Annotated in this window: 19 protein-coding genes; 12 read left to right on the top strand and 7 right to left on the bottom strand. The window is 70.2% G+C overall.

The genetic code is table 11. The features are described 5' to 3' along the window. Positions 1 to 498 precede the first annotated feature (498 nt). Positions 499 to 2,202, top strand: a complete 1,704-nt coding sequence (locus ACFV7R_RS15620; protein ID WP_385263815.1) for an IS1182 family transposase — start codon at positions 499 to 501, stop codon at positions 2,200 to 2,202. Positions 2,203 to 2,887: 685 nt separating this feature from the next. Here the strand turns inward: ACFV7R_RS15620 and ACFV7R_RS15625 are convergent. Together ACFV7R_RS15625 and ACFV7R_RS15630 are read right to left on the bottom strand one after the other, a co-directional pair. After that, positions 2,888 to 3,553, bottom strand: coding sequence for a YdcF family protein (locus ACFV7R_RS15625; protein WP_385263817.1), 666 nt, complete (start codon positions 3,551 to 3,553; stop codon positions 2,888 to 2,890). Next, positions 3,550 to 4,344, bottom strand: a complete 795-nt coding sequence (locus tag ACFV7R_RS15630) for a GntR family transcriptional regulator (protein WP_385263818.1) — start codon at positions 4,342 to 4,344, stop codon at positions 3,550 to 3,552. Before ACFV7R_RS15630 ends, ACFV7R_RS15625 begins: the two co-directional genes overlap by 4 nt. A gap of 159 nt (positions 4,345 to 4,503) precedes the next feature. Between ACFV7R_RS15630 and ACFV7R_RS15635 the strand changes: the two genes are divergently transcribed. The 11 genes from ACFV7R_RS15635 (at position 4,504) to repSA (ending at position 10,493) form a co-directional block, all read left to right on the top strand. Continuing rightward, positions 4,504 to 4,836, top strand: coding sequence for a hypothetical protein (locus ACFV7R_RS15635; RefSeq protein ID WP_385263820.1), 333 nt, complete (start codon positions 4,504 to 4,506; stop codon positions 4,834 to 4,836). A gap of 2 nt (positions 4,837 to 4,838) precedes the next feature. After that, positions 4,839 to 6,185 carry an FtsK/SpoIIIE domain-containing protein gene (locus tag ACFV7R_RS15640; protein ID WP_385263821.1) on the top strand — a complete coding sequence of 449 codons (1,347 nt, stop codon included), beginning with the start codon at positions 4,839 to 4,841 and terminating at the stop codon, positions 6,183 to 6,185. A 78-nt stretch (positions 6,186 to 6,263) separates the two neighbouring features. Next, entirely contained in the window at positions 6,264 to 6,482 is a 219-nt protein-coding gene (locus tag ACFV7R_RS15645; protein WP_385263823.1) for a hypothetical protein, read from the top strand. Between the two features lie 5 nt (positions 6,483 to 6,487). Continuing rightward, positions 6,488 to 6,658, top strand: coding sequence for a hypothetical protein (locus ACFV7R_RS15650; RefSeq protein ID WP_385263824.1), 171 nt, complete (start codon positions 6,488 to 6,490; stop codon positions 6,656 to 6,658). Positions 6,659 to 6,738: 80 nt separating this feature from the next. Then, positions 6,739 to 7,374 carry a DUF2637 domain-containing protein gene (locus ACFV7R_RS15655; RefSeq protein WP_385263825.1) on the top strand — a complete coding sequence of 212 codons (636 nt, stop codon included), beginning with the start codon at positions 6,739 to 6,741 and terminating at the stop codon, positions 7,372 to 7,374. A gap of 21 nt (positions 7,375 to 7,395) precedes the next feature. Continuing rightward, positions 7,396 to 7,581, top strand: coding sequence for a mobile element transfer protein (locus tag ACFV7R_RS15660; protein ID WP_385263827.1), 186 nt, complete (start codon positions 7,396 to 7,398; stop codon positions 7,579 to 7,581). A gap of 18 nt (positions 7,582 to 7,599) precedes the next feature. Further along, positions 7,600 to 7,905, top strand: a complete 306-nt coding sequence (locus ACFV7R_RS15665) for a hypothetical protein (protein ID WP_385263829.1) — start codon at positions 7,600 to 7,602, stop codon at positions 7,903 to 7,905. Between the two features lie 92 nt (positions 7,906 to 7,997). Further along, entirely contained in the window at positions 7,998 to 8,177 is a 180-nt protein-coding gene (locus tag ACFV7R_RS15670) for a hypothetical protein (protein WP_385263830.1), read from the top strand. A gap of 5 nt (positions 8,178 to 8,182) precedes the next feature. Next, positions 8,183 to 8,872, top strand: a complete 690-nt coding sequence (locus tag ACFV7R_RS15675; protein WP_385263832.1) for a DNA methylase — start codon at positions 8,183 to 8,185, stop codon at positions 8,870 to 8,872. After that, a complete protein-coding gene (locus ACFV7R_RS15680; protein WP_385263834.1) occupies positions 8,869 to 9,105 on the top strand; it encodes a hypothetical protein in 237 nt (78 codons plus the stop codon). Before ACFV7R_RS15675 ends, ACFV7R_RS15680 begins: the two co-directional genes overlap by 4 nt. After that, positions 9,102 to 10,493 (top strand): replication initiator protein RepSA, encoded by a 1,392-nt coding sequence (gene repSA, locus ACFV7R_RS15685; protein ID WP_385263836.1) that lies wholly within the window; start codon positions 9,102 to 9,104, stop codon positions 10,491 to 10,493. Before ACFV7R_RS15680 ends, repSA begins: the two co-directional genes overlap by 4 nt. A gap of 140 nt (positions 10,494 to 10,633) precedes the next feature. Here the strand turns inward: repSA and ACFV7R_RS15690 are convergent, their stop codons facing one another. From ACFV7R_RS15690 to ACFV7R_RS15710, 5 genes are all read right to left on the bottom strand, one after another. Next, on the bottom strand, positions 10,634 to 12,067 hold the full coding sequence (locus tag ACFV7R_RS15690; RefSeq protein WP_385263838.1) for a recombinase family protein: 1,434 nt from the start codon (positions 12,065 to 12,067) through the stop codon (positions 10,634 to 10,636). 181 nt (positions 12,068 to 12,248) lie between these two features. Continuing rightward, positions 12,249 to 13,241: a Yip1 family protein gene (locus ACFV7R_RS15695; RefSeq protein ID WP_385263840.1), complete on the bottom strand. Its 993-nt coding sequence runs from the start codon at positions 13,239 to 13,241 to the stop codon at positions 12,249 to 12,251. Positions 13,242 to 13,311: 70 nt separating this feature from the next. Beyond that, positions 13,312 to 14,748, bottom strand: coding sequence for an FG-GAP-like repeat-containing protein (locus ACFV7R_RS15700; RefSeq protein WP_385263842.1), 1,437 nt, complete (start codon positions 14,746 to 14,748; stop codon positions 13,312 to 13,314). Positions 14,749 to 14,792: 44 nt separating this feature from the next. Then, positions 14,793 to 16,124: an FG-GAP and VCBS repeat-containing protein gene (locus ACFV7R_RS15705; RefSeq protein WP_385263843.1), complete on the bottom strand. Its 1,332-nt coding sequence runs from the start codon at positions 16,122 to 16,124 to the stop codon at positions 14,793 to 14,795. 20 nt (positions 16,125 to 16,144) lie between these two features. Continuing rightward, positions 16,145 to 17,560 (bottom strand): FG-GAP-like repeat-containing protein, encoded by a 1,416-nt coding sequence (locus tag ACFV7R_RS15710; RefSeq protein ID WP_385263844.1) that lies wholly within the window; start codon positions 17,558 to 17,560, stop codon positions 16,145 to 16,147. Positions 17,561 to 17,575 lie beyond the last annotated feature (15 nt).

Below are 17,575 nucleotides of genomic sequence, written 5' to 3' on the forward strand. Positions count from 1 at the left end.
GGCTCTGCCTGGGTCGGCGGTGGACGGGATGGGAGCTCCCCGCGCACGCCACTACGGGCCCGCGGTCGGGAACGGTGCCCCCTCCATCCCGGTGCCGGCCGGTCCCCCGCCGGAGGCGGACTACCTCGCTCGCCTCCGCGAGCTTGGGCAAGGAACCCCCGGCTTCTTGCCTCAGTAACAGAGGTGCGGCCTACGGCCGCGCAAACCTTGGCAGCTCGCTGCGCTCGCGCGCGACGGCGTTCGGGAGCTCCCGCCCGCCGCGTGCTTCCGGGCCGACTCGGACCTGGCGTGCCCGACGGGTCGGCACAGTCCCTGCGACTCTCCCGGCTACGCTCGCGCGGGAGCGTCCCGCAGCGCGTGGCTGCGGGGCGCCGATCCACTTTCGCAACAGGCCCTAGCTTGACTCTGTCGGGGATCTTGGAGTTTCGCGATGCGACAGCATTGTCAACGGGCATGCTCGGGTAGTTCCGATGACCGATGCAGCTGTCGAGGTGCCCGTTGTCCCTCCGCCCCCGCTCCGGTGAGCAAGTCCCGCCTCTGACCGCGCAGGTCGCGCGGGCGAGCAACCCGGGCGGCACGACGGCGATATGGGTGCGTGACCGGCTGGACGGGCTGTGGTGTGACGAGGACTTCGTCGACTGGTACCCGCGGGACGGGCGTCCGGGTCTCTCGCCCGCTCAGCTGGCCACCGTCTGTGTGCTGCAGTTTCTGCTCGGCCTGTCGGACCGGCAGGCTGCCGAGGCGGTCCGCTGCCGCATCGACTTCAAGTACGCCATGGCCATGGAGCTGGATGACCCCGGCTTCCACCACAGCGTGCTGGCCGACTTCCGTGACCGTCTCACCGAAGACGACCGGGCCGACCGCCTCCTCGACCTCGTCCTGGCCCGCCTCAAGGACGCTGGCCTGGTACGCGAGCGCACCACGCAGCGCACCGACTCCACCCACGTCCTGGCCGCGGTGCGCGACCTGACCCGCCTGGAACTGATCACCGAGGCGGTACGTGCCGCACTGGAAGAAGTCGCCGGCACCTCCCCTCACCTGCTGGACAAGCTGGTCGACGAGGAGTGGGGGCGCCGCTACGGCCGGCCGGTCCGCCTGGGCAAGAACCCCACCAAACCCAAGACCAGGATCCTCGCCACCGGAAACGACGCCGTCCTGCTCCTGGAACACCTCTACCGTCACGGGGAAGGCCGGGCGTTCGGCCCTCGTATCCAGGCCCTGCGCCAGATCATGGTGCAGAACTACCACCGTGACGCCGCAGGACGCCTGCTCTGGCGCACTGCCGAGGACGACGGACCGGGGCTGCCACCCTCGTCCCGGGCGATCGTCTCGCCCTACGACACCACGGCCCGCTACGCACGGCACGGACACATCATCAGCTGGAGAGGGTTCTCCGCTCACCTGACCGAGACTTGCGCTCCGGACAGCCCCAACGTGATCACGGACGTGGCCACCAGCGCGGCCACCACCCACGACAGTCAGGTCCTGCCCGGCATCCACACCCGCTTGTCGCGGCGCGGGCTGTTGCCGCACGAGCACCTGGTCGACAGCGGCTACACCTCCCTGGTCCACCTGGAACAAGCCGCCCGTGATCACCAGGTCACCGTCTCCGGGCCACTCCGGAGCAACCCCACCCGCCAACACCGCCGGAACGAGGGCTTCGCCCGGGACGACTTCCACATCGACTACGACCGCCGGCAGGTCACCTGCCCCCAGGGCCAGGTCAGCCAGGGCTGGCACGGCCCCTACCCGACCTCCTCGCCCACTGCGGCCCCGCTGATCGTGGCCAGGTTCACCAAGGCTCAGTGCCAGCCCTGCCCGGCCCGTGCCCAGTGCACCACCTCCCGCGAGAGCACCCGCACCGTGGGGTTTCCCCCACGAGAACTCCGCGACCTGCAGCTGCGTGTCCGTACCGAGCAGCAGACCCCCGAGTGGAAGGCTCGCTACGCGGTGCGCTCCGGAGTGGAGGGAACCGTCAACGAATTCGCCCACGGCCACGGCATGCGACGATGCCGCTACCGAGGCCAGAGCAAGGCCCACGTCCAGCACGTCCTGACCGCCATCGCCATCAACATCGAGCGCCTCAGCGGACTACCGCCGACCGAGGAAGCACCCACGCCCCGCCGGCCGACGGCCTTCCAGAGCTATCTCGACCAGCACAAGATCCCTCGGCTCACCTCCTGGCGAACCCTTGGCAGCTGACCTGGACAACTCCAAGATCCCCGACAGAGTCAAGCTAGTGGGGTTTAGTCGACCGTCTGCCCGTCGTATATACCGCCCCTGCAGGTCGGGAGCACGGGCGTCGACCGATCGATCGTTCCGCCGCCGTCCGTGCACTCACCCGGGGTGACGCTGCCGGGCGGGGTGACGCTGCCGGCGGTGGCGGTGGCGGCGCCTGTGAGGCCGAGTCCGGCGAGGGCTGCCGTGGCGATGACGGCGGTGAGGATTCGTCGAATGCGCATTTGGTTCGCCTTTCACGGATTGCCTCGGTTGGGGCACTAATCAGCTTGATGTTCACCCATGTGGGTGGCACATCATGTTGGGCCATTCGGGTGACAGTGCTGTCGGGTGCGGGGTCGGTGACGCGACCCGTCGGACAGGCCCTGGAACGAAGAGACCACCCCGGCCGGATGGGTGGTTTCTTCGTTGTTCCGGAGGGGGCAGCGTCCGCAACCATCGTCTTGGCCGTGGGCCGCTCTATGCGGTGATCGACTCATGGCCACCGGCCCTGTCCACCAGTGGGCGCGCGTCGGCGCAGCGCGGGCGGAGCGGGCCGGAGGCAGGAGCGGCGCCCGGAGCGGAGCCGGGAAGCGCGCCCGGCGGAGCGGAGCGCAGCCGGGGCTTGATGAGGTAGAGAAACCTGTAACAGCTCTCGCTCTTGCCTTGGTCAGGCTGAAGGCGCGTTGGTGGTCATGAGTCGACTCGTGAATCCGGCTTGGCACAGGCGCTCGTACGCCTCGAACACATCGGCGGGTACCGGTTGGCTGATCATGAACCCCTGCTCCGGGTAGATCATCAATCGCTGAAGCGCACCGACCAGCATGTCGATCACCAGGCGGGCGTCACCGATGGAGTCGACGTACTCGTCCAACGTCATCGGAGTGGAGGCGCTGATCACCTCGACTTCGGGCCAGAGCTTGCGTGCCGTGGCGTACGCTCGCCGCTCCTCGTACGGCTTGCTGATCAGGAGCACTGAGGACACCTCGATGCCGGCCTCTTCAAGCAGCTCTCGTGAGAAGCGGATGTTCTCACCTGTGTTGCGGGCGCGCGGCTCCACGAGAACGGCCGTACTGGGGACACCGAGCTCCAGTGCCCGTTCCTGGTAGTGGACGGCTTCACCGCGGGGCATGCGTTCCCGTGTCGTGGGGCTGGTGGCACCGGTGAACACGAGCAGTGGAACCATGCCGCGCTTGTACAGGTCCACTGCCGTGTCGGCCACCCCGAGGTCGTGGCTGCCGAGCCCGATCGCAACCGAGCATGGCCGGGGTGAGTGGCCCATCTGGTGGTAGTCCCAAACGCGCCGGGCATCTGCCCAATCCTGTGTCGAGATCACTGCTGACCTTCCCTGTCCCTCGCCGAGTCGGGCACCTTGAACTCGTACTCCCACGCGAAGCGCGATGCCGCGTGTACCCCGATGGCGAATTCCACGACGGTGCCCGTGGCCGTATAGGTCGTTCGATGCAGCTCGACGACCGGTTCGCCGGGCGGCAGTTGAAGGAGCTTCACCTCGTCCGGTGTGGCGGCACGGGCAAACAGTCGCTCTTTCATGTGATCGATCTCGTAACCCGCGTCGTACAGCACGCGAAATCCGCCGCCTCGGCCGGCGGGCCCCGGCGTGGGGTCCACCAGGCGCGTGCCCTCAACGTGCTCGGGTCGGTAGTAGCTGGTCAGCGTGTGCGTCGGCTGGTCGCCTTCCTTGACCAGCCGCGCGCGGGCGTAGACCTCGGCGCCTTCCGGTAGTCCATGTGCGGCTGCTACCTCCGGTGGCGCTACGACGCGACTGACCGTCTGGGTCTGCTCGTTCCGGCGGTACCCCCGGCCGGAGGCCACACGGTCCGCGATGAAGGCGACCTCGTCACCGTCCCGCCACTTGGCTTTGTCGTACCGGGCGATACCCAAGCGCTTGAGGGGAACTTGCTGGCGCACGACCGTGCCGTGGCCGCGCGACGAGGTGACCAGGCCTTCGGCTTCCAGCGCCTTGTAGGCGGCATGCACGGTGGCCTTGGAGCCTTCGCCTGCCTCGACAAGGTCTCTGATGTGCGGCAACTGCTGGCCGGGGGCGTAGTCACCCCTTCTGATCTGCTCAGCCAGCTTGTCTGCCAGCTCTCGCCACTTGGGCGCCATCTCGAACCCCTCTCGACGAGGTCTAGTGAAACATAGTCCTAGGACTGTTGACAGTCCTAGGACTGCGGTGCACTATCTCTCTTAGTTGCTCGCAGTCCTAGGACAGCGAGCGCCGGAAGGCCCTTTCGGGCTGCTCTGACGTCAACGCAGGGAGTACTGATGCCGTCCTTCAAGATCGACCTTTCGACCGCCGTGGTGTTCGTGGCGACCGCGCCGGAACCGAAGATGGCCAACAAGCGGACCGGAGAGCGGGCCATCGACCGCGAGACCGAGGCTCCGCTGTCGACCGTCGGCCTGCTGGTCTCCGACGAGGGTGAGGGCAACCTCTACCAGGTCACCGTTCCCGAGACGGGCGTCCCGGCCAGCCTGACGCCGGGCATGCCGGTGGCCGTGACCGGGCTGAAGGCTCGGGACTGGGAGAACGAGTTCAACGGGCAGAAGCGCCACGGGATCTCGTTCCGCGCCGTCGCGATCACCCCGCTGGGGGCCTGACCATGACGGACCTGGTCACCTGGCTGGAGGTGGGCGGTGCTGCGGCCGGTGCCGGGGGGCTCTGCTTCGCCAAGGAGCGTGCCCCGCGGGCGTACTGGTCGCTGGTCGGCCTGCCGGTCACTTGGGGCCGGTTCACCTGGACGTACGGCTCGACCATGGACGTGTGCGGGCTGACGGTGCACCCGTCCCGGCTGCGGGCGTTCATGACCCGCAACGTGGCTCGCCGCGAGGTGCGGCCGGTGCCGCCCCGGGTGCGCCGTGTCCGCCCGACCTCGACGGGGCTGCGGGTCTCCCTCCGCCTCCCCGCCGGTCTGGAGCCCGCCGACATCGTCGCCTCCTCCGAGCGCCTCCGTCACGCCTGGGGTGTGCACTCGGTGACCGTGGTGGAGACCAAGCCGGGCCACGTCGAGCTGCGCATGACGGGCTACGACGTACTGGCCAGGGTCAAGATGCCGCGTCGGGCCGTGCCCCGTGACCTGGTCGTGCCGGTGGCGCTGCGGGAGGACGGCACGGTCTTCGAGCGGGACTACCGCAAGATTCCGCACGCCCTGACCCTGGGCGCGAACCAGTCCGGCAAGTCCATGTATCAGCGCAACCTCATCAAGGGCCTCGCGCGGCTGCCGGTCGGCCTCGTGGGCATCGACTGCAAGCGCGGGGTCGAGCAATCCCGCTATGCGCCCCGCCTGTCGGCGCTGGCCACCGATCGGGAGAACGCCGGCCACCTCATCGACGCACTGGTCGGGGAGATGGAAGACCGCTTCGACCTGCTCTCCCTGTACGGGGTCTCTGACCTGTGGGAACTGCCCGAGAAGATACGGCCCGTGCCGCTGGTCGTGCTGATCGACGAGGTGGCAGAGCTGTTCCTGGTGACCTCCAAGAAGGACGAGCCCGCCCGCGACCACACCGTCATGCAGCTGGTCCGGCTGGGGCAGATGGCCCGCGCGATCGGCATCTACCTGGAGGCCTGCGGGCAGCGCTTCGGCTCCGACCTGGGCAGGGGCGCGACCGCCCTGCGCGCTCAGCTCACCGGCCGTGTGGTGCACCGGGTCAACGACAAGCAGACGGCGGAGATGGGCCTGGGCGACATCGCCCCGGACGCGGTGCTCTCGGTAACCGGGATCCGGGCGGACCGTCCCGGTGTCGCGGTGGCCGGTGACGCCTCCGGCTACTGGTCCCGTATCCGCACCCCCGAGACCACCCCGGCCGAAGCCGTCGCCGTCTGCCGGGAGTTCGCCCATCTCACCCCCGAGCTGCCGTTCCTCGCCCCGTTCCGCCCGGTGGGGCAGATCACGGTGCCGCCCATGCCCACCGCGCCACCGCTGGTGCCAGCACAGGTCCCCGGCGAGTAACCAACCCCGCTCCACGGTCGGCGCGACCGCCTCGCGCCAAGTCCGTACCCGAGCCATGCCGAAAACAGGAGGACAGCAATGGCCGGCAAGCCCTGGTTCGAACTCACTCCGGTGGAACGGGACGACGCCAACCGGCTGGGCTTTCTCTTCGAGACCTTGCAGAACGACTTGCAACTCGGCCTGGTCGTCGACCACTTCGTCGTGGTCCTGACCGATGCTCTCGACTCCGAGTTCGCCACCCGCGCCGAAGGCGCCTACCCGCCCGCCGGACACGGCTACCCGCGTCTGGAGTCGTGATCGCTATGGCCGCTCGGAAGACCGCCAAGCCCCAGATCAAGCAGTGCCCGCCCTGCAAGGGCACCGGCGAGGTATCCCGCCCCGTCCGCGTCGGCCGCAAGCGCCAGTACGCCGGCGAACAGTCCGGCATCTGTCTGGGCTGCCTGGGCTCCGGCGAGATCCCCGTCGACGACTGAACCCCTGCCGGGACCGGGCGGCCGGACAACGCTCCCCGCCCGGGTCCTGGCCCAATCCCCTGAAAAGGAGGTGAAGACCGGTGTCCGTCAAGATCCGAGCCGTCGTCCTCGTCCTCGCTCTGATCGCCGGCTCCCTGTCCTTCGCCCACCTCCACGACCTCGCCGCAGCCGCCGGCCAAACCGGCTGGAAAGCCTGGGCCTACCCCATCTCCGTCGACCTGCTGCTGGTCTGCGTCCTGCACCGCCTCCGCGGCGACCGGTCCATGGCTGCCTGGTTCTGGTTCCTGATCGCCCTGGTCGCATCCCTCGGCGCCAACATCGCCACCGCCGGCGTCCTCGACCTCGACCACGTCCCGCCCTGGCTGCGCGTCGTCGTCGCCGGCTGGCCCGCGTTGGCCTTCCTCGGCGGCACCCTCCTCGCCCACCAACCCACCGACCACACGCCGGCTCCCGCTTCGGAGCCCGCACCCGTGGTCGACCGCGCCGAGGCAACCGAACCGCCCCCGGCACCGGAGATCACCACTCCTGAGCCTGCACCGGCCCTGCTCGTGGCGGCTCCGGCCGTGACCGTGCCGCCGGCTCTGGTCGACCACGCTCGCAAGGTCGCCACCGAGCACCGCACCCGCACCGGAACCGACATCGACACGGCCACCCTGCGCGCCCGTCTCGGAGTCCCGGAAGACCTCGCCGGCGCGATCGTCGCCCAACTCGCCTAATCCATAAGGAGGTTGATCCTCGTGCGCCCGAACCGCTTCTACGACGTGATCCGCATCGGCCCGGTGAAGGTCGGCACGTTCAACAACGGACGCGGCCAGACCCGGCACACCGCCGCCTGCACCGCCCCCAAGTGCGGGTTCTCCACCGAGCACGCGAATCGCTCGGCCGCCGAACTCGCCGCCCGCACCCACCGCTGCACCGCCTGACCCGGAGGGAGACCTGTCATGCGTCTGCCCGACGAACAGCTCAGGGCCGGGCACATCCCCGCCGACCTGTACCGGCAGATCCCGCCCGGGACCGACGTGCGCCACGTCGTGATCGTCCAGGAGGCTCCGCGCTCCTACACCGGCCCGATCGTCCTCACTCTCGTGATCACCGCCGGATCCGTCGCGGTGCTGCTGGTGATCGCGTTCGTCACCCAGATCATCGCGGCCTCGATCGTCTCGGTGCTCTCGGCCACCTGCGGCATCAGCTACACGATCAGCCGCACATCCAAGCGCAAAGGCTCTCCGCCGGCGCTGGGCAAGTAACGCCCCCCGGGGCGGCCTCAACCGCCAAGTATCCGCCGCCCCGGACGGCTCCACACCTTCCAGATTCATTGATCCGAAAGGGCACACCCATCATGCCTGTCCGCGTCCCGAACCGTCCGGTCTGCCACCACTGCGACGGCTTCCCCGTCGTCTCCATCACCACCGGCGACCGCCACCGCGACCGCTCCCGCGTCCTGCTCCGCGTCGTCTGCCACGTCTGCCAGGGCACCGGCCACACCACCCCCGCCGCCCTCGCGCGGGCCGGGAAGTGATCGCCATGCGACTGCGGGTCCTGGACCTGTTCTCCTGCGCCGGCGGAGCCGCCGTGGGCTACGACCTGGCCGGGTTCGAGGTCGACGGCTGCGACATCGCCGACCGCCCCCGCTACCCCTTCGCCTACCACCAGGGCGACGCCCTCGAATACCTCGCCCACCTGATCGCCACCGGCGACATCGAGCGGTACGTCCTCGTGCACGCCTCCCCGCCCTGCCAGGCCGGTTGCGCCCTGACCGTGGGCACCAACGCCTCCCAGGGCTGGGGCGGCACCCACACCGATCTCGTCACCGCCACCCGCGAACTGCTCGACCTCACGGGTCTGCCCTACGTCATCGAGCAGCCCAACGGCCGTGCCGAGATCCGCAAAGACCTCACGCTGTGCGGCGAGACGTTCGGCCTCGGCGTGCTGCGGCACCGCAACTTCGAACTCGGCCGGTGGGCGACCGCGAGGCCGGCGCATCCCAAGCACCGGGGATACGTGCGGGGCTGGCGCCACGGCATCTACCGCGACGGCCCGTATGTGGCCGCGTACGGGGACGGCGGCGGCAAGGCCACCGTGGCCGAGATGCAGGCTGCCATGGGGATCACCTGGACCGACGTCCACGAGGAACTCACCGAGGCGATCCCGCCCGCCTACACGAAGTGGATCGGCCACGCCTTCCTGACTGCCCGTCGGGAGGTCTTCGCGTGAGGAGCCTCACCACTTCGGCACACATCGAGCCGGACACCCGCTTCTGCGTCACGCCCTTCGCAGACAGCGCCGAGCCCTTCGTCAGCCTCCGCCTTGAGGGCGAGTTCGTCGCGGTCGCGTTGATCGCCTCCCTCGGCACCTCCGAGGCACTGCGCAGCCTGGCCGCCGCAGCGATCGAAGCCGCCGGCGCCCTGGACGCCATGGCCACCGACACGCCGGAGGTGCCCGCGTGACCGACGCCGCCACCATGGCGGGCCTGGACCCGGCCACCCTCGCCGACGTGCTGAGGCTGGCCGGGTCGAACGGCTTCGACCGCATCCAAGAGCAGATCCGCCGCACCGGCGGCTGCGCCGACCCGATCCACCTGCAAGGCTCCACCGTCACCCGCGACGCCCTGACGGGACAGGTGCTGCACTCGTACTCGACGGACAGCGAACCCAGCGGACGGCTCCGCATCGCCTGCGGCAACCGCCGCGCCTCCCGGTGCCCGGCCTGCGCCTGGACCTACGCCGGCGACACCTACCACCTCATCCGCGCCGGACTGGTCGGCGACCCCGACAAAGGCACCCCTGACACGATCCGCGATCACCCGCGCGTCTTCGCCACCCTCACCGCGCCCTCCTTCGGGCGCGTCCATAACCGCCCCGGCAACCGCCCGTGTGCTTGCGGCACCCGCCACAGCGAGGACGCTCCCGAACTCGGCACCCCGCTCGACCCCGCGTCGTACGACTACGCCGGCGCGGTGCTGTGGAACAACCACGCCTCCGAGCTGTGGCGCTACTTCACGATCTACCTGCGCCGCGAGATCGCCCGCCGCGCCGGCCTCACCCAGAAGGACGCCCGCGAACAGTCCCGGGTGTCCTTCGGCAAGGTCGCCGAGTACCAGAAGCGCGGCGCCGTGCACTTCCACGCCGTGATCCGCTTCGACGGCCCCGACGGGCCCGACGATCCCCCGCCGGCCTGGGCCACCCTCGACCTGCTCACCGACGCCATCCGTGCCGCCGCCGCCCGCGTCGCGGTCGACGTGCCCCCGGCCGGTGACCAGCCCGCCCGCACGCTGGGCTGGGGCACGCAGCTCGACGTGCAGCCGATCGGCGCCTTCGGCCATGGCGAGGAGATCACCGAACAGGCTGTGGCCTCGTACGTGGCCAAGTACGCCACCAAGGCGGCCGAGACGACCGGCACCGTCGATCGCCGGATCGGCAACAAAGAGGCCCTGGTCCTGCTCCGCGTACCCGACCACCCCGCCCGGCTCATCGAGGCCTGCCTGGACCTGCACGCGCTCTACCCGGACCGCAAGCTCCGCGACTGGGCTCACATGCTCGGCTTCCGCGGCCACTTCTCCACCAAGTCCCGCCGCTACTCCACCACCCTCGGCGCCCTGCGGCAGACCCGCGCCGACTACCGCGCAGCCCAACAGCGCGAAGCCCTCGGCCTGCCCGACCCCGGCGACGACACCGAGGCGACCACCCTGACCCTCGCCCACTGGACCTACGCCGGCCACGGCCACACCCCCGGCGAATCCTGGATCGCGGCCAGCATTCGCCGGGAGATCCAGCTCAACCGTGAGACCGCCCGCGAGGAACTGGCTGGGGGTGTGCTTGATGAGCACAGCAGCTAAGTCGAAGTCTCGGCAGCAGGAAGCGAAGACAAGCGTGATGACCACGGAGGAGTGGTTGCGCATGCACCTTCGACGTGCCCCTGCGCGCGACGAGGAATGGGTGCGCCGCGCGCTCCTTCTTCAGGGGCGAGCCTGAAGCATCACCGCCATACCGGCTCGATCAGGCTGGGGTCGAAAATGCGCTTCCCTCGACCAGCCGGATGAATCATGACGGCTGACAGACTGTGTAGCACGATCTCCTGTTGGCGTTCGACGGGGAGGTCGAAGAACTCGTCCACGGTGAGATCGCCCGCTCCGGCCTGCGCTTCAGCCTGCTTCTTCTCCTTGTAGAACCGGGCGCGTGCCAACTTCAGCTCGTCCCGCGCGCGCTCCTTGGCGGGCAGAAGCTGAAGGAGCGTCGACACAGAGATCTGCTTGGACTTCTCGGCCTCGAGGAGTTGGGTGATCTCTTGGGAGATCGCTTCGAGTTCCTGTTCCTGGGACCATCGCTGATCAACTGGCGTGGCAGCGGTTGCCGCACGCTCCCGCTGCTCCTCCAGGACGAGTTGCGCGATCAGACGGTCGACTGGCTCGCCTGTGCGTCCGACCTTGCCGCAACCGCCGTTCACTACGGAGCACTGGTACTTGTACTTCGATGCCTTCGATCCGGGCTGCCATTGCTGGTTGATCTGGCCCCGGATCTTCGTCTTGCACAATGCGCAGCGAGCGATGCCGGAGAGCAGGTATTTCCGCGCCCGGTTCTTGTTGGGGTAGTCCAGCTTCCGCTCAGCGACGGCGGCACACACGGCCTCCCACTCTTCGACCGTGTTGATCGTCTCCCACTCGCCCATGACCGGCTGACCGTCGTCGCCGTAGAGGATCTCCCCGTGGTAGGTCCGGTACCCGACGAGTCGGGGACTGGTCAGGATGTGCTCCACATGGTGGTGCGCCATCCGCTTGGTTCCGGCCCGCGGATTGCCCAAGCCCTGCTCCCACCAGCGCTGACGGATGGTCCCGATGCGTACGCCAGCCAGGATCTCGCGCTGAGCCTCGCGAATGGCTGCGGCGGCCTCCGGGTCCACCTTGTTGCGAGCGTCCTTGCGCCATCCGTACGGCGCCGGCCCGCCGCTGTCCTTGCCCTGCTGGGCCAGCTCCAGGTGCTTGCGCTTGATCCGGCGTGACGCGTCGTGCGAGGACTTGTTGGCGAACGCGACCATGATGCGCGCCATGGTCCGGCCGTCCGGCGTAGCGATGTTGATGTCGTTGGTGACGGTGGCGAACTCCAGCCGGGGCCGGTCGTCGAAGATCTCGATCAGCCGTTCCAGGTCACGTGGCTGTCGGGCGAGCCTGTCCAGGTCGTACGCGACGATGCCGTCGATGAGGCCGGCACGGAGGTCCTTCAGCATCAGCTCGAACTCATCGCGCACAACGTTGCGCTTGAACGCCGATACGTCGTTGTCCTCGTAGACCTTCACGGGCTGCCACGATCGAAGATCTGCGAGACGTTCGCAGTCCTGCCGCTGACGGGCGACACCCAGCGCCTCGCCCTCGTCGTCCCGTGAGATGCGGGTGTAGATCCCCACCCTACGCGCCACGATCGGCCTCCCCTGCCTCCTGAGCAGGGTCAGACTACTAGGGTCATTCAGTCAAGTCAGCTTGGTCCGTTCAGCAGCCCGTGGTGAAGCGGACGGGGCAGGTGCTGGACGCCTGATCAGGGACCTCACATGACAGGGCCCCCGGCTGCGCGCCGGGGGCCCTGTCATGTCGTGCCGACCCTCAGAACGTGCCCAGCTTCACGATCGACAGCAGTGCGATCAGCTGGATCGCGGAGGCGCCCAGGGCCTTCGGCCACGGCAGGTCGTGGGAGCGGCTGACCATGAGGGTGAGGAGGGCGCCGCCGGCGACCCAGGTGGCCCAGCCCAGGATCTGGACGAAGGGGGCGTCGCCGCCCATGAACATCGCGACGATCAGACGGGGGGCGTCCGAGAGGGACATGATGAGCATGGAGAGGCCGACCGTCGGCTGCCAGGCGCCGTTGCCGCCGAGCTGGCGGGCCAGGGTGTGCGTGACCACGCCCAGGACGAAGGCGCTGAGCACCATGGCCACGGCCGTCGTCAGGACGATCGGTATCGCGTTGGAGAGGGTGGCGCTGATCGCGTCCTCGCGGGCGCCGTCGAAGCCGAAGACCGCGAGCAGGCCGTAGAGGAAGGTCACGACGAGGGCGGGGACCCACATCGTGTAGTCGCGCATCCGGAGGAAGGTCTGGTTGGGGGCGAGGACGATGCCCCTCAGCAGGTCCTTCCAGTGCAGACGCGGGCCGATCGGGGCCGACGGCGCGGTCGAGCCCGCGTGGTAGGTCTCCCCCTGGCTGTAAGGCTCCTCGCCGACGGAGAACGCCTGGGTGTGGCCGGGGTTGTTGGCGGCGTACGGGTCCGGGGCGCCGTGCCGGTGGCCGTCGTCGCCGAAGTACTCCGGTTCGCCGCCGCCCTGAGGGCCGTAGCCGCCGTTCGACTGCGGCCAGTGGCCGCCGCCGTAGTTCTGCTGCCCCGGGTGGGGGTGCCGCTGCGGCGCCGGGGGATAGCCGTACGACGGTCCCTGCGGCGCCTGCTGTCCGTACGGGGGGTGTTGCGGTCGCGTGTGCGGGGCGCGGTTGTCCCGGCCGCCGCGTCCGATCCTGAATCCAGCCACGTCATCGAACGTACCTGGTCTCGGAGGTCCGCGTGCCGGGCCCGGGGTTGCGGGCCCGGCTTTGCGGCCGAGCTGTGACATCCCTTACGGGGAGCACCGCGGGATACCGGGGCCGGCCCTTAAGGGGCGTCCCGCAGGGGCAGTTGGCCGGTCACTGCAGAATGCCCTGGCCCAGTCGCGGGTAGCCGGTCGCCGGCACGCCCACCGACGCCGGCCCCCAGCTCGTGGCGCCCTTCGTCGTCACGCCCGACGACGACCCGCGCAGGCTCCATACGCCGCCGTCCGCGTCGTTCTCGCCGTCGGCGCCGGCGAACAGGTCCGCGCGGCCGTCGCCGTTGACGTCGGTGAGGCGGACCGTCCAGCCGAAGCGGTCGGAGGCCTCTGCGGTGCCGGGGACGCCGGCGGTGTTCTGGGTGATGGACTGGGCGCCGGTCGTGGTCAGGCCGCCCGGCGCGCCCCGCAGCACGGTGACACTGCCGGCGAGCTTCGCGGTGCCGATGGTCTCGAAGTTGGCGGAGACCGCCAGGTCGGCGTAGCCGTCGCCGTTGATGTCGTCGACGGAGAGCCAGTGCCCGAACCAGTCGTCCGGCTCGTCGGCGCCCGGCACTCCCGGGGTGTCCTGGGTGATGGTCTGGGCGGGCTGGGTTCGGGTGCCGCTGCTGCTGCCGAGGTACACGTTGACGGAGCCGCCGTCGCCCTCCTGGACGGAGCCGGGGGGCGCGCCGGTGACGACGTCGTCGTAGCCGTCGCCGTTGAGGTCGCCCACGGCGGCGGCCGTCTGCCAGCTGTCGCTGTGCAGGACGGTCTGCCTGACCGGGCCGGAGGGCGAGCCGAGGTAGACGTGGGTGGCGTCGTAGTACGTGTACGGGTCCTCGATGAGGTACGTGCCGGTGATGACGAGGTCGTCGGTGCCGTCGCCGTTGACGTCGCCGGAGGTGAGGGCCTCGGCGCCGTGCACGATGCCCGTGTAGAGGTCGGCGGTGAGCTCGACGCTGGATGCGGGGGCGACGTTCTTGCCGATGCCGTGGTGGATCCAGATGTCCTTGCCCGTGCTGCCGACGGCGAGCTCGGGCCGGCCGTCCCCGTCGAAGTCGCCGACGGCCAGGGACATGCCGTAGGAGTCGTGCGCGGAGCGGGCCGGGTCGGCGATCGACTGGCCGCCCGACAGGCCGCTGCGGCCGCCCCAGACGACCACGACCGCGCCGCCGTCCTTGTCGCCGTCGACGTCCTCGTCCTCGGCGCCGATCACCAGGTCGGCGTAGCCGTCGTTGTTGAGGTCGCCGGAGGTGAGCCGCTTGCCGAAGTTGTCCTCCGTCTCGGCGGAGCCGGGGATGCCCGCGGTGTTCTGCGAGATCACCGTGCGGCGGGTGGTGCTGAGGCCGGAGGACGAGCCGTACTGGACGACGACGGCGCCGGCGCGGGTCACGCCGCCGACGGTGGCGTACGGCGCGGCGGTCACCAGGTCGCGGTAGCCGTCGCCGTTGAAGTCGTCGGCGTACCGGGCGGGCGCGGCAGTGGCCGTGGCGGGCAGGGCGGTCAGCAGGCCGGTGGTGAGGGTGGCGGCCAGGAGGAGGGTGCGCTTGCGCATCGGGTCCGTTCGGGAGGTCGGAACAGAGAAGTCGGGAAGTGCGCTCAGTCGGCGAAGGAGCCGCCGAACTCCGGGAGGACGAAGGCGCCGGTCGTCGTCGTGCCGCCCGAAGCGCCGCGCAGCACCAGGGAGGTGCCGGCCGCGCCGATGCCGAGGTCGGCCTTGCCGTCCTTGGTCACATCGCGCAGGCGCAGGGTGTAGCCGAAGGACATGTACGCGTCGGCGGGGCCGGTCACGGTCTGCGGGATCCAGGAGGAGCGCAGGCCGGACAGGCCGCCGGAGCCGCCGCGGAAGAGGTGCACCCCGCCCTGGTCCTCGTTGCCGCTGACGTCCTCGTGCGGGACGCCGACCGCGAGGTCCGCGTAGCCGTCGCCGTCGGCGTCGCCCGCCGAGACGGCGTACCCGAAGTTGTCCTCCGGCTCCGGGCTGCCGGAGACGCCGGAGCTGGCCTGGTTGTAGGTGTGCGAGCCGCTCGGTCCCGAGGCGGTGCCGCGCCAGACGAGGACCGAGCCCTTGCCGTCGGTGGACCACGGGCGGCCGAAGGCGATGTCGCCGTAGCCGTCCTTGTCGAAGTCGCCGATCGCGGCGGTCGACGCGGCGACCGTCTTGGAGGCGCCCGAAGTCAGGCCGCTCGACGCCCCCTTGAGGAACCAGGCGCGCTCGACCGGCTGGTTGTCGATGAACTGCTCGCCCAGGATCACCAGGTCGGTCTTGCCGTCACCGTTGACCTTGCCGGCGGCGAGGGCGTTCGAGTACCAGCCCGCGCCCTCCTTGTCGATCTCGCTGACGGCGCCGGTGGAGCCGGACTTGGTGAAGCCGCCCCGGTACAGCCAGGTCTCGGAGCCGCCGATCACCGCGAGGTCGGGCGAGCCGTCCCCGGTGAAGTCGCCGGTGGCCACATCGCGGCCGAAGTAGCTCTTCGCACCGGACTTCGGGGCGACGGCGGTGCCGCCGGACAGGCCCGAGGCCGAGCCCCAGACGATGGTCACCGAGCCGTGGTACTGCGTACTGCCCACGTGCTCCGTCGAGTTGCCGACGACCAGGTCCGCGTACCCGTCCCTGTTGAGGTCCGCGCTGGCGATGCTCTCGCCGAACTGGTCGTCCTCCTCGCCGGTGCCGGGGACGCCGGGGCTGTCCTGGTGGATGAACTGGGTGCGGGTGCCGGGGCCGTTCGCGGTGCCGTAGACGATCGTGACGGTGCCGCCCTTGCGGCCCGCGTCGTTGTAGCCGCCGTACGCCAGGTCCCGGTGGCCGTCGCCGTTGAAGTCGTCATAGTGCTTGGCGACCGCCGCCACGGCGGGGGCGGAGGCGAGCAGCGGGGTGAGGCCGGTCGCCAGGAGCGTGGCGGCGAGCGCGGCGGCGGTGCGTCGGGTCATGAACGGGGTCTCCTTGTACGTCACTTGGCCAGCTCCCAGCCGAAGGTCGCGCCCTTGACGCCCGCGCCCGAGGCGGTGAGGGACTTGGCGCCGGTGGTGGTCAGGCCGGAGGCGGTGCCGCGCAGGTAGGTGATCGAGCCGTTCGCGTTCTCGTAGCCGGCGCCGGTCACCAGGTCGGCCTTGCCGTTCTTGTCGAGGTCGAGCAGGCGCACCGTCATGCCGAAGGAGTCGCCGGTCTCGGCGGTGCCGGGCACGCCCGCGGTGTTCTGGCTGTACGACTTGGCGCCTGTGGTCGTCAGGCCCGTGGCCGAGCCGAACAGCACGGTCACCGTGCCGGCGTTGCGCGCCGAGCCGATGTCCTCGCCGTCGGCGCCGACGGCGACATCGGCGTACGAGTCGCCGTTGATGTCGCCGACGTCGACCGCGGAGCCGAAGTTGTCGTAGGTCTCGTCGGTGCCGGGGACGCCCGGGGTGTCCTGGTGGATGACGGTCGGGGTCTGCTGCGGGTCGGGGCCGTTCGGGCCGCCGTACCAGACGCTGATCCGGCCGCCCTTGCCGCCCGCGTAGTCGCTGAGGACGAGGTCGCCGTAGCCGTCGCCGTTGATGTCGCCGGTCGCGCCGAGGGCGCCGTCGGCGTTCGGCAGGGCGGTCAGGGCGTAGTCGGACTCGGGGTGGTCCGCGTCGCCGAAGGGGTCGTAGTGGAAGTAGCGGATGTCACCGGCCGGGTCGCCGTCGTGGTGCATCGGGTACACCCGCTCGGCCGCCTTGTCGCCCGTCAGGTCACCGGCGATGACCTCGTACGTCGTGCCGAGTTCGCCCACGCCGGTGTGGCTGAGCGGGGTGCCGGTGCGGGTGAAGGGGCCGCGGTAGAGATGGGTGTGGGTCTGGCCGGTGACGGTCACGTCCGTCCTGCCGTCGCCGTCGAAGTCGCCGGTGGCGACGCCACGGCCGTAGCCGCCCCACTCGGCGAGCTCCCCCGCCGAAGGCTGGGGAAGCGCGGAGCCGCCGGTCAGGCCGGAGGAGCCGCCCCAGATGACGGTGACGCTGCCGACGCCCTTCCGGGTGCCGATGCTCTCGAACTCGGCGCCGACGACCAGGTCGGCGTAGCCGTCGGCGTTCAGGTCGCCGGCGGCGAGGCTCGCGCCGAAGCGGTCGTCGGACTCGGCGGCGCCGGGGACGCCGGTGGAGTTCTGGGTGATGACGGTCTTCTTGGTGGACGGCACGCCCGAGGACGAGCCGTACAGCACGACCACGGCACCGGCGCCGCTCGCCGAGCCGACGTCGGCGACCGGCGCGCCGATGGCGATGTCCCGGTAGCCGTCGCCGTTGAAGTCGCTCGCGAGTCCCGAGGGCGCGGCGGTGGCGGTGGTGGCCGGAAGGGCGGTGAGCAGGCCGGTGGTCAGGGTGGCGGCCAGCAGGAGGGTGCGCTTGCGCAAGGCGTGACTCCAGGA

Origin of the sequence: Streptomyces sp. NPDC059866 (assembly GCF_042731325.1) — a bacterium.
Classification (GTDB): domain Bacteria; phylum Actinomycetota; class Actinomycetes; order Streptomycetales; family Streptomycetaceae; genus Streptomyces; species Streptomyces flavusporus.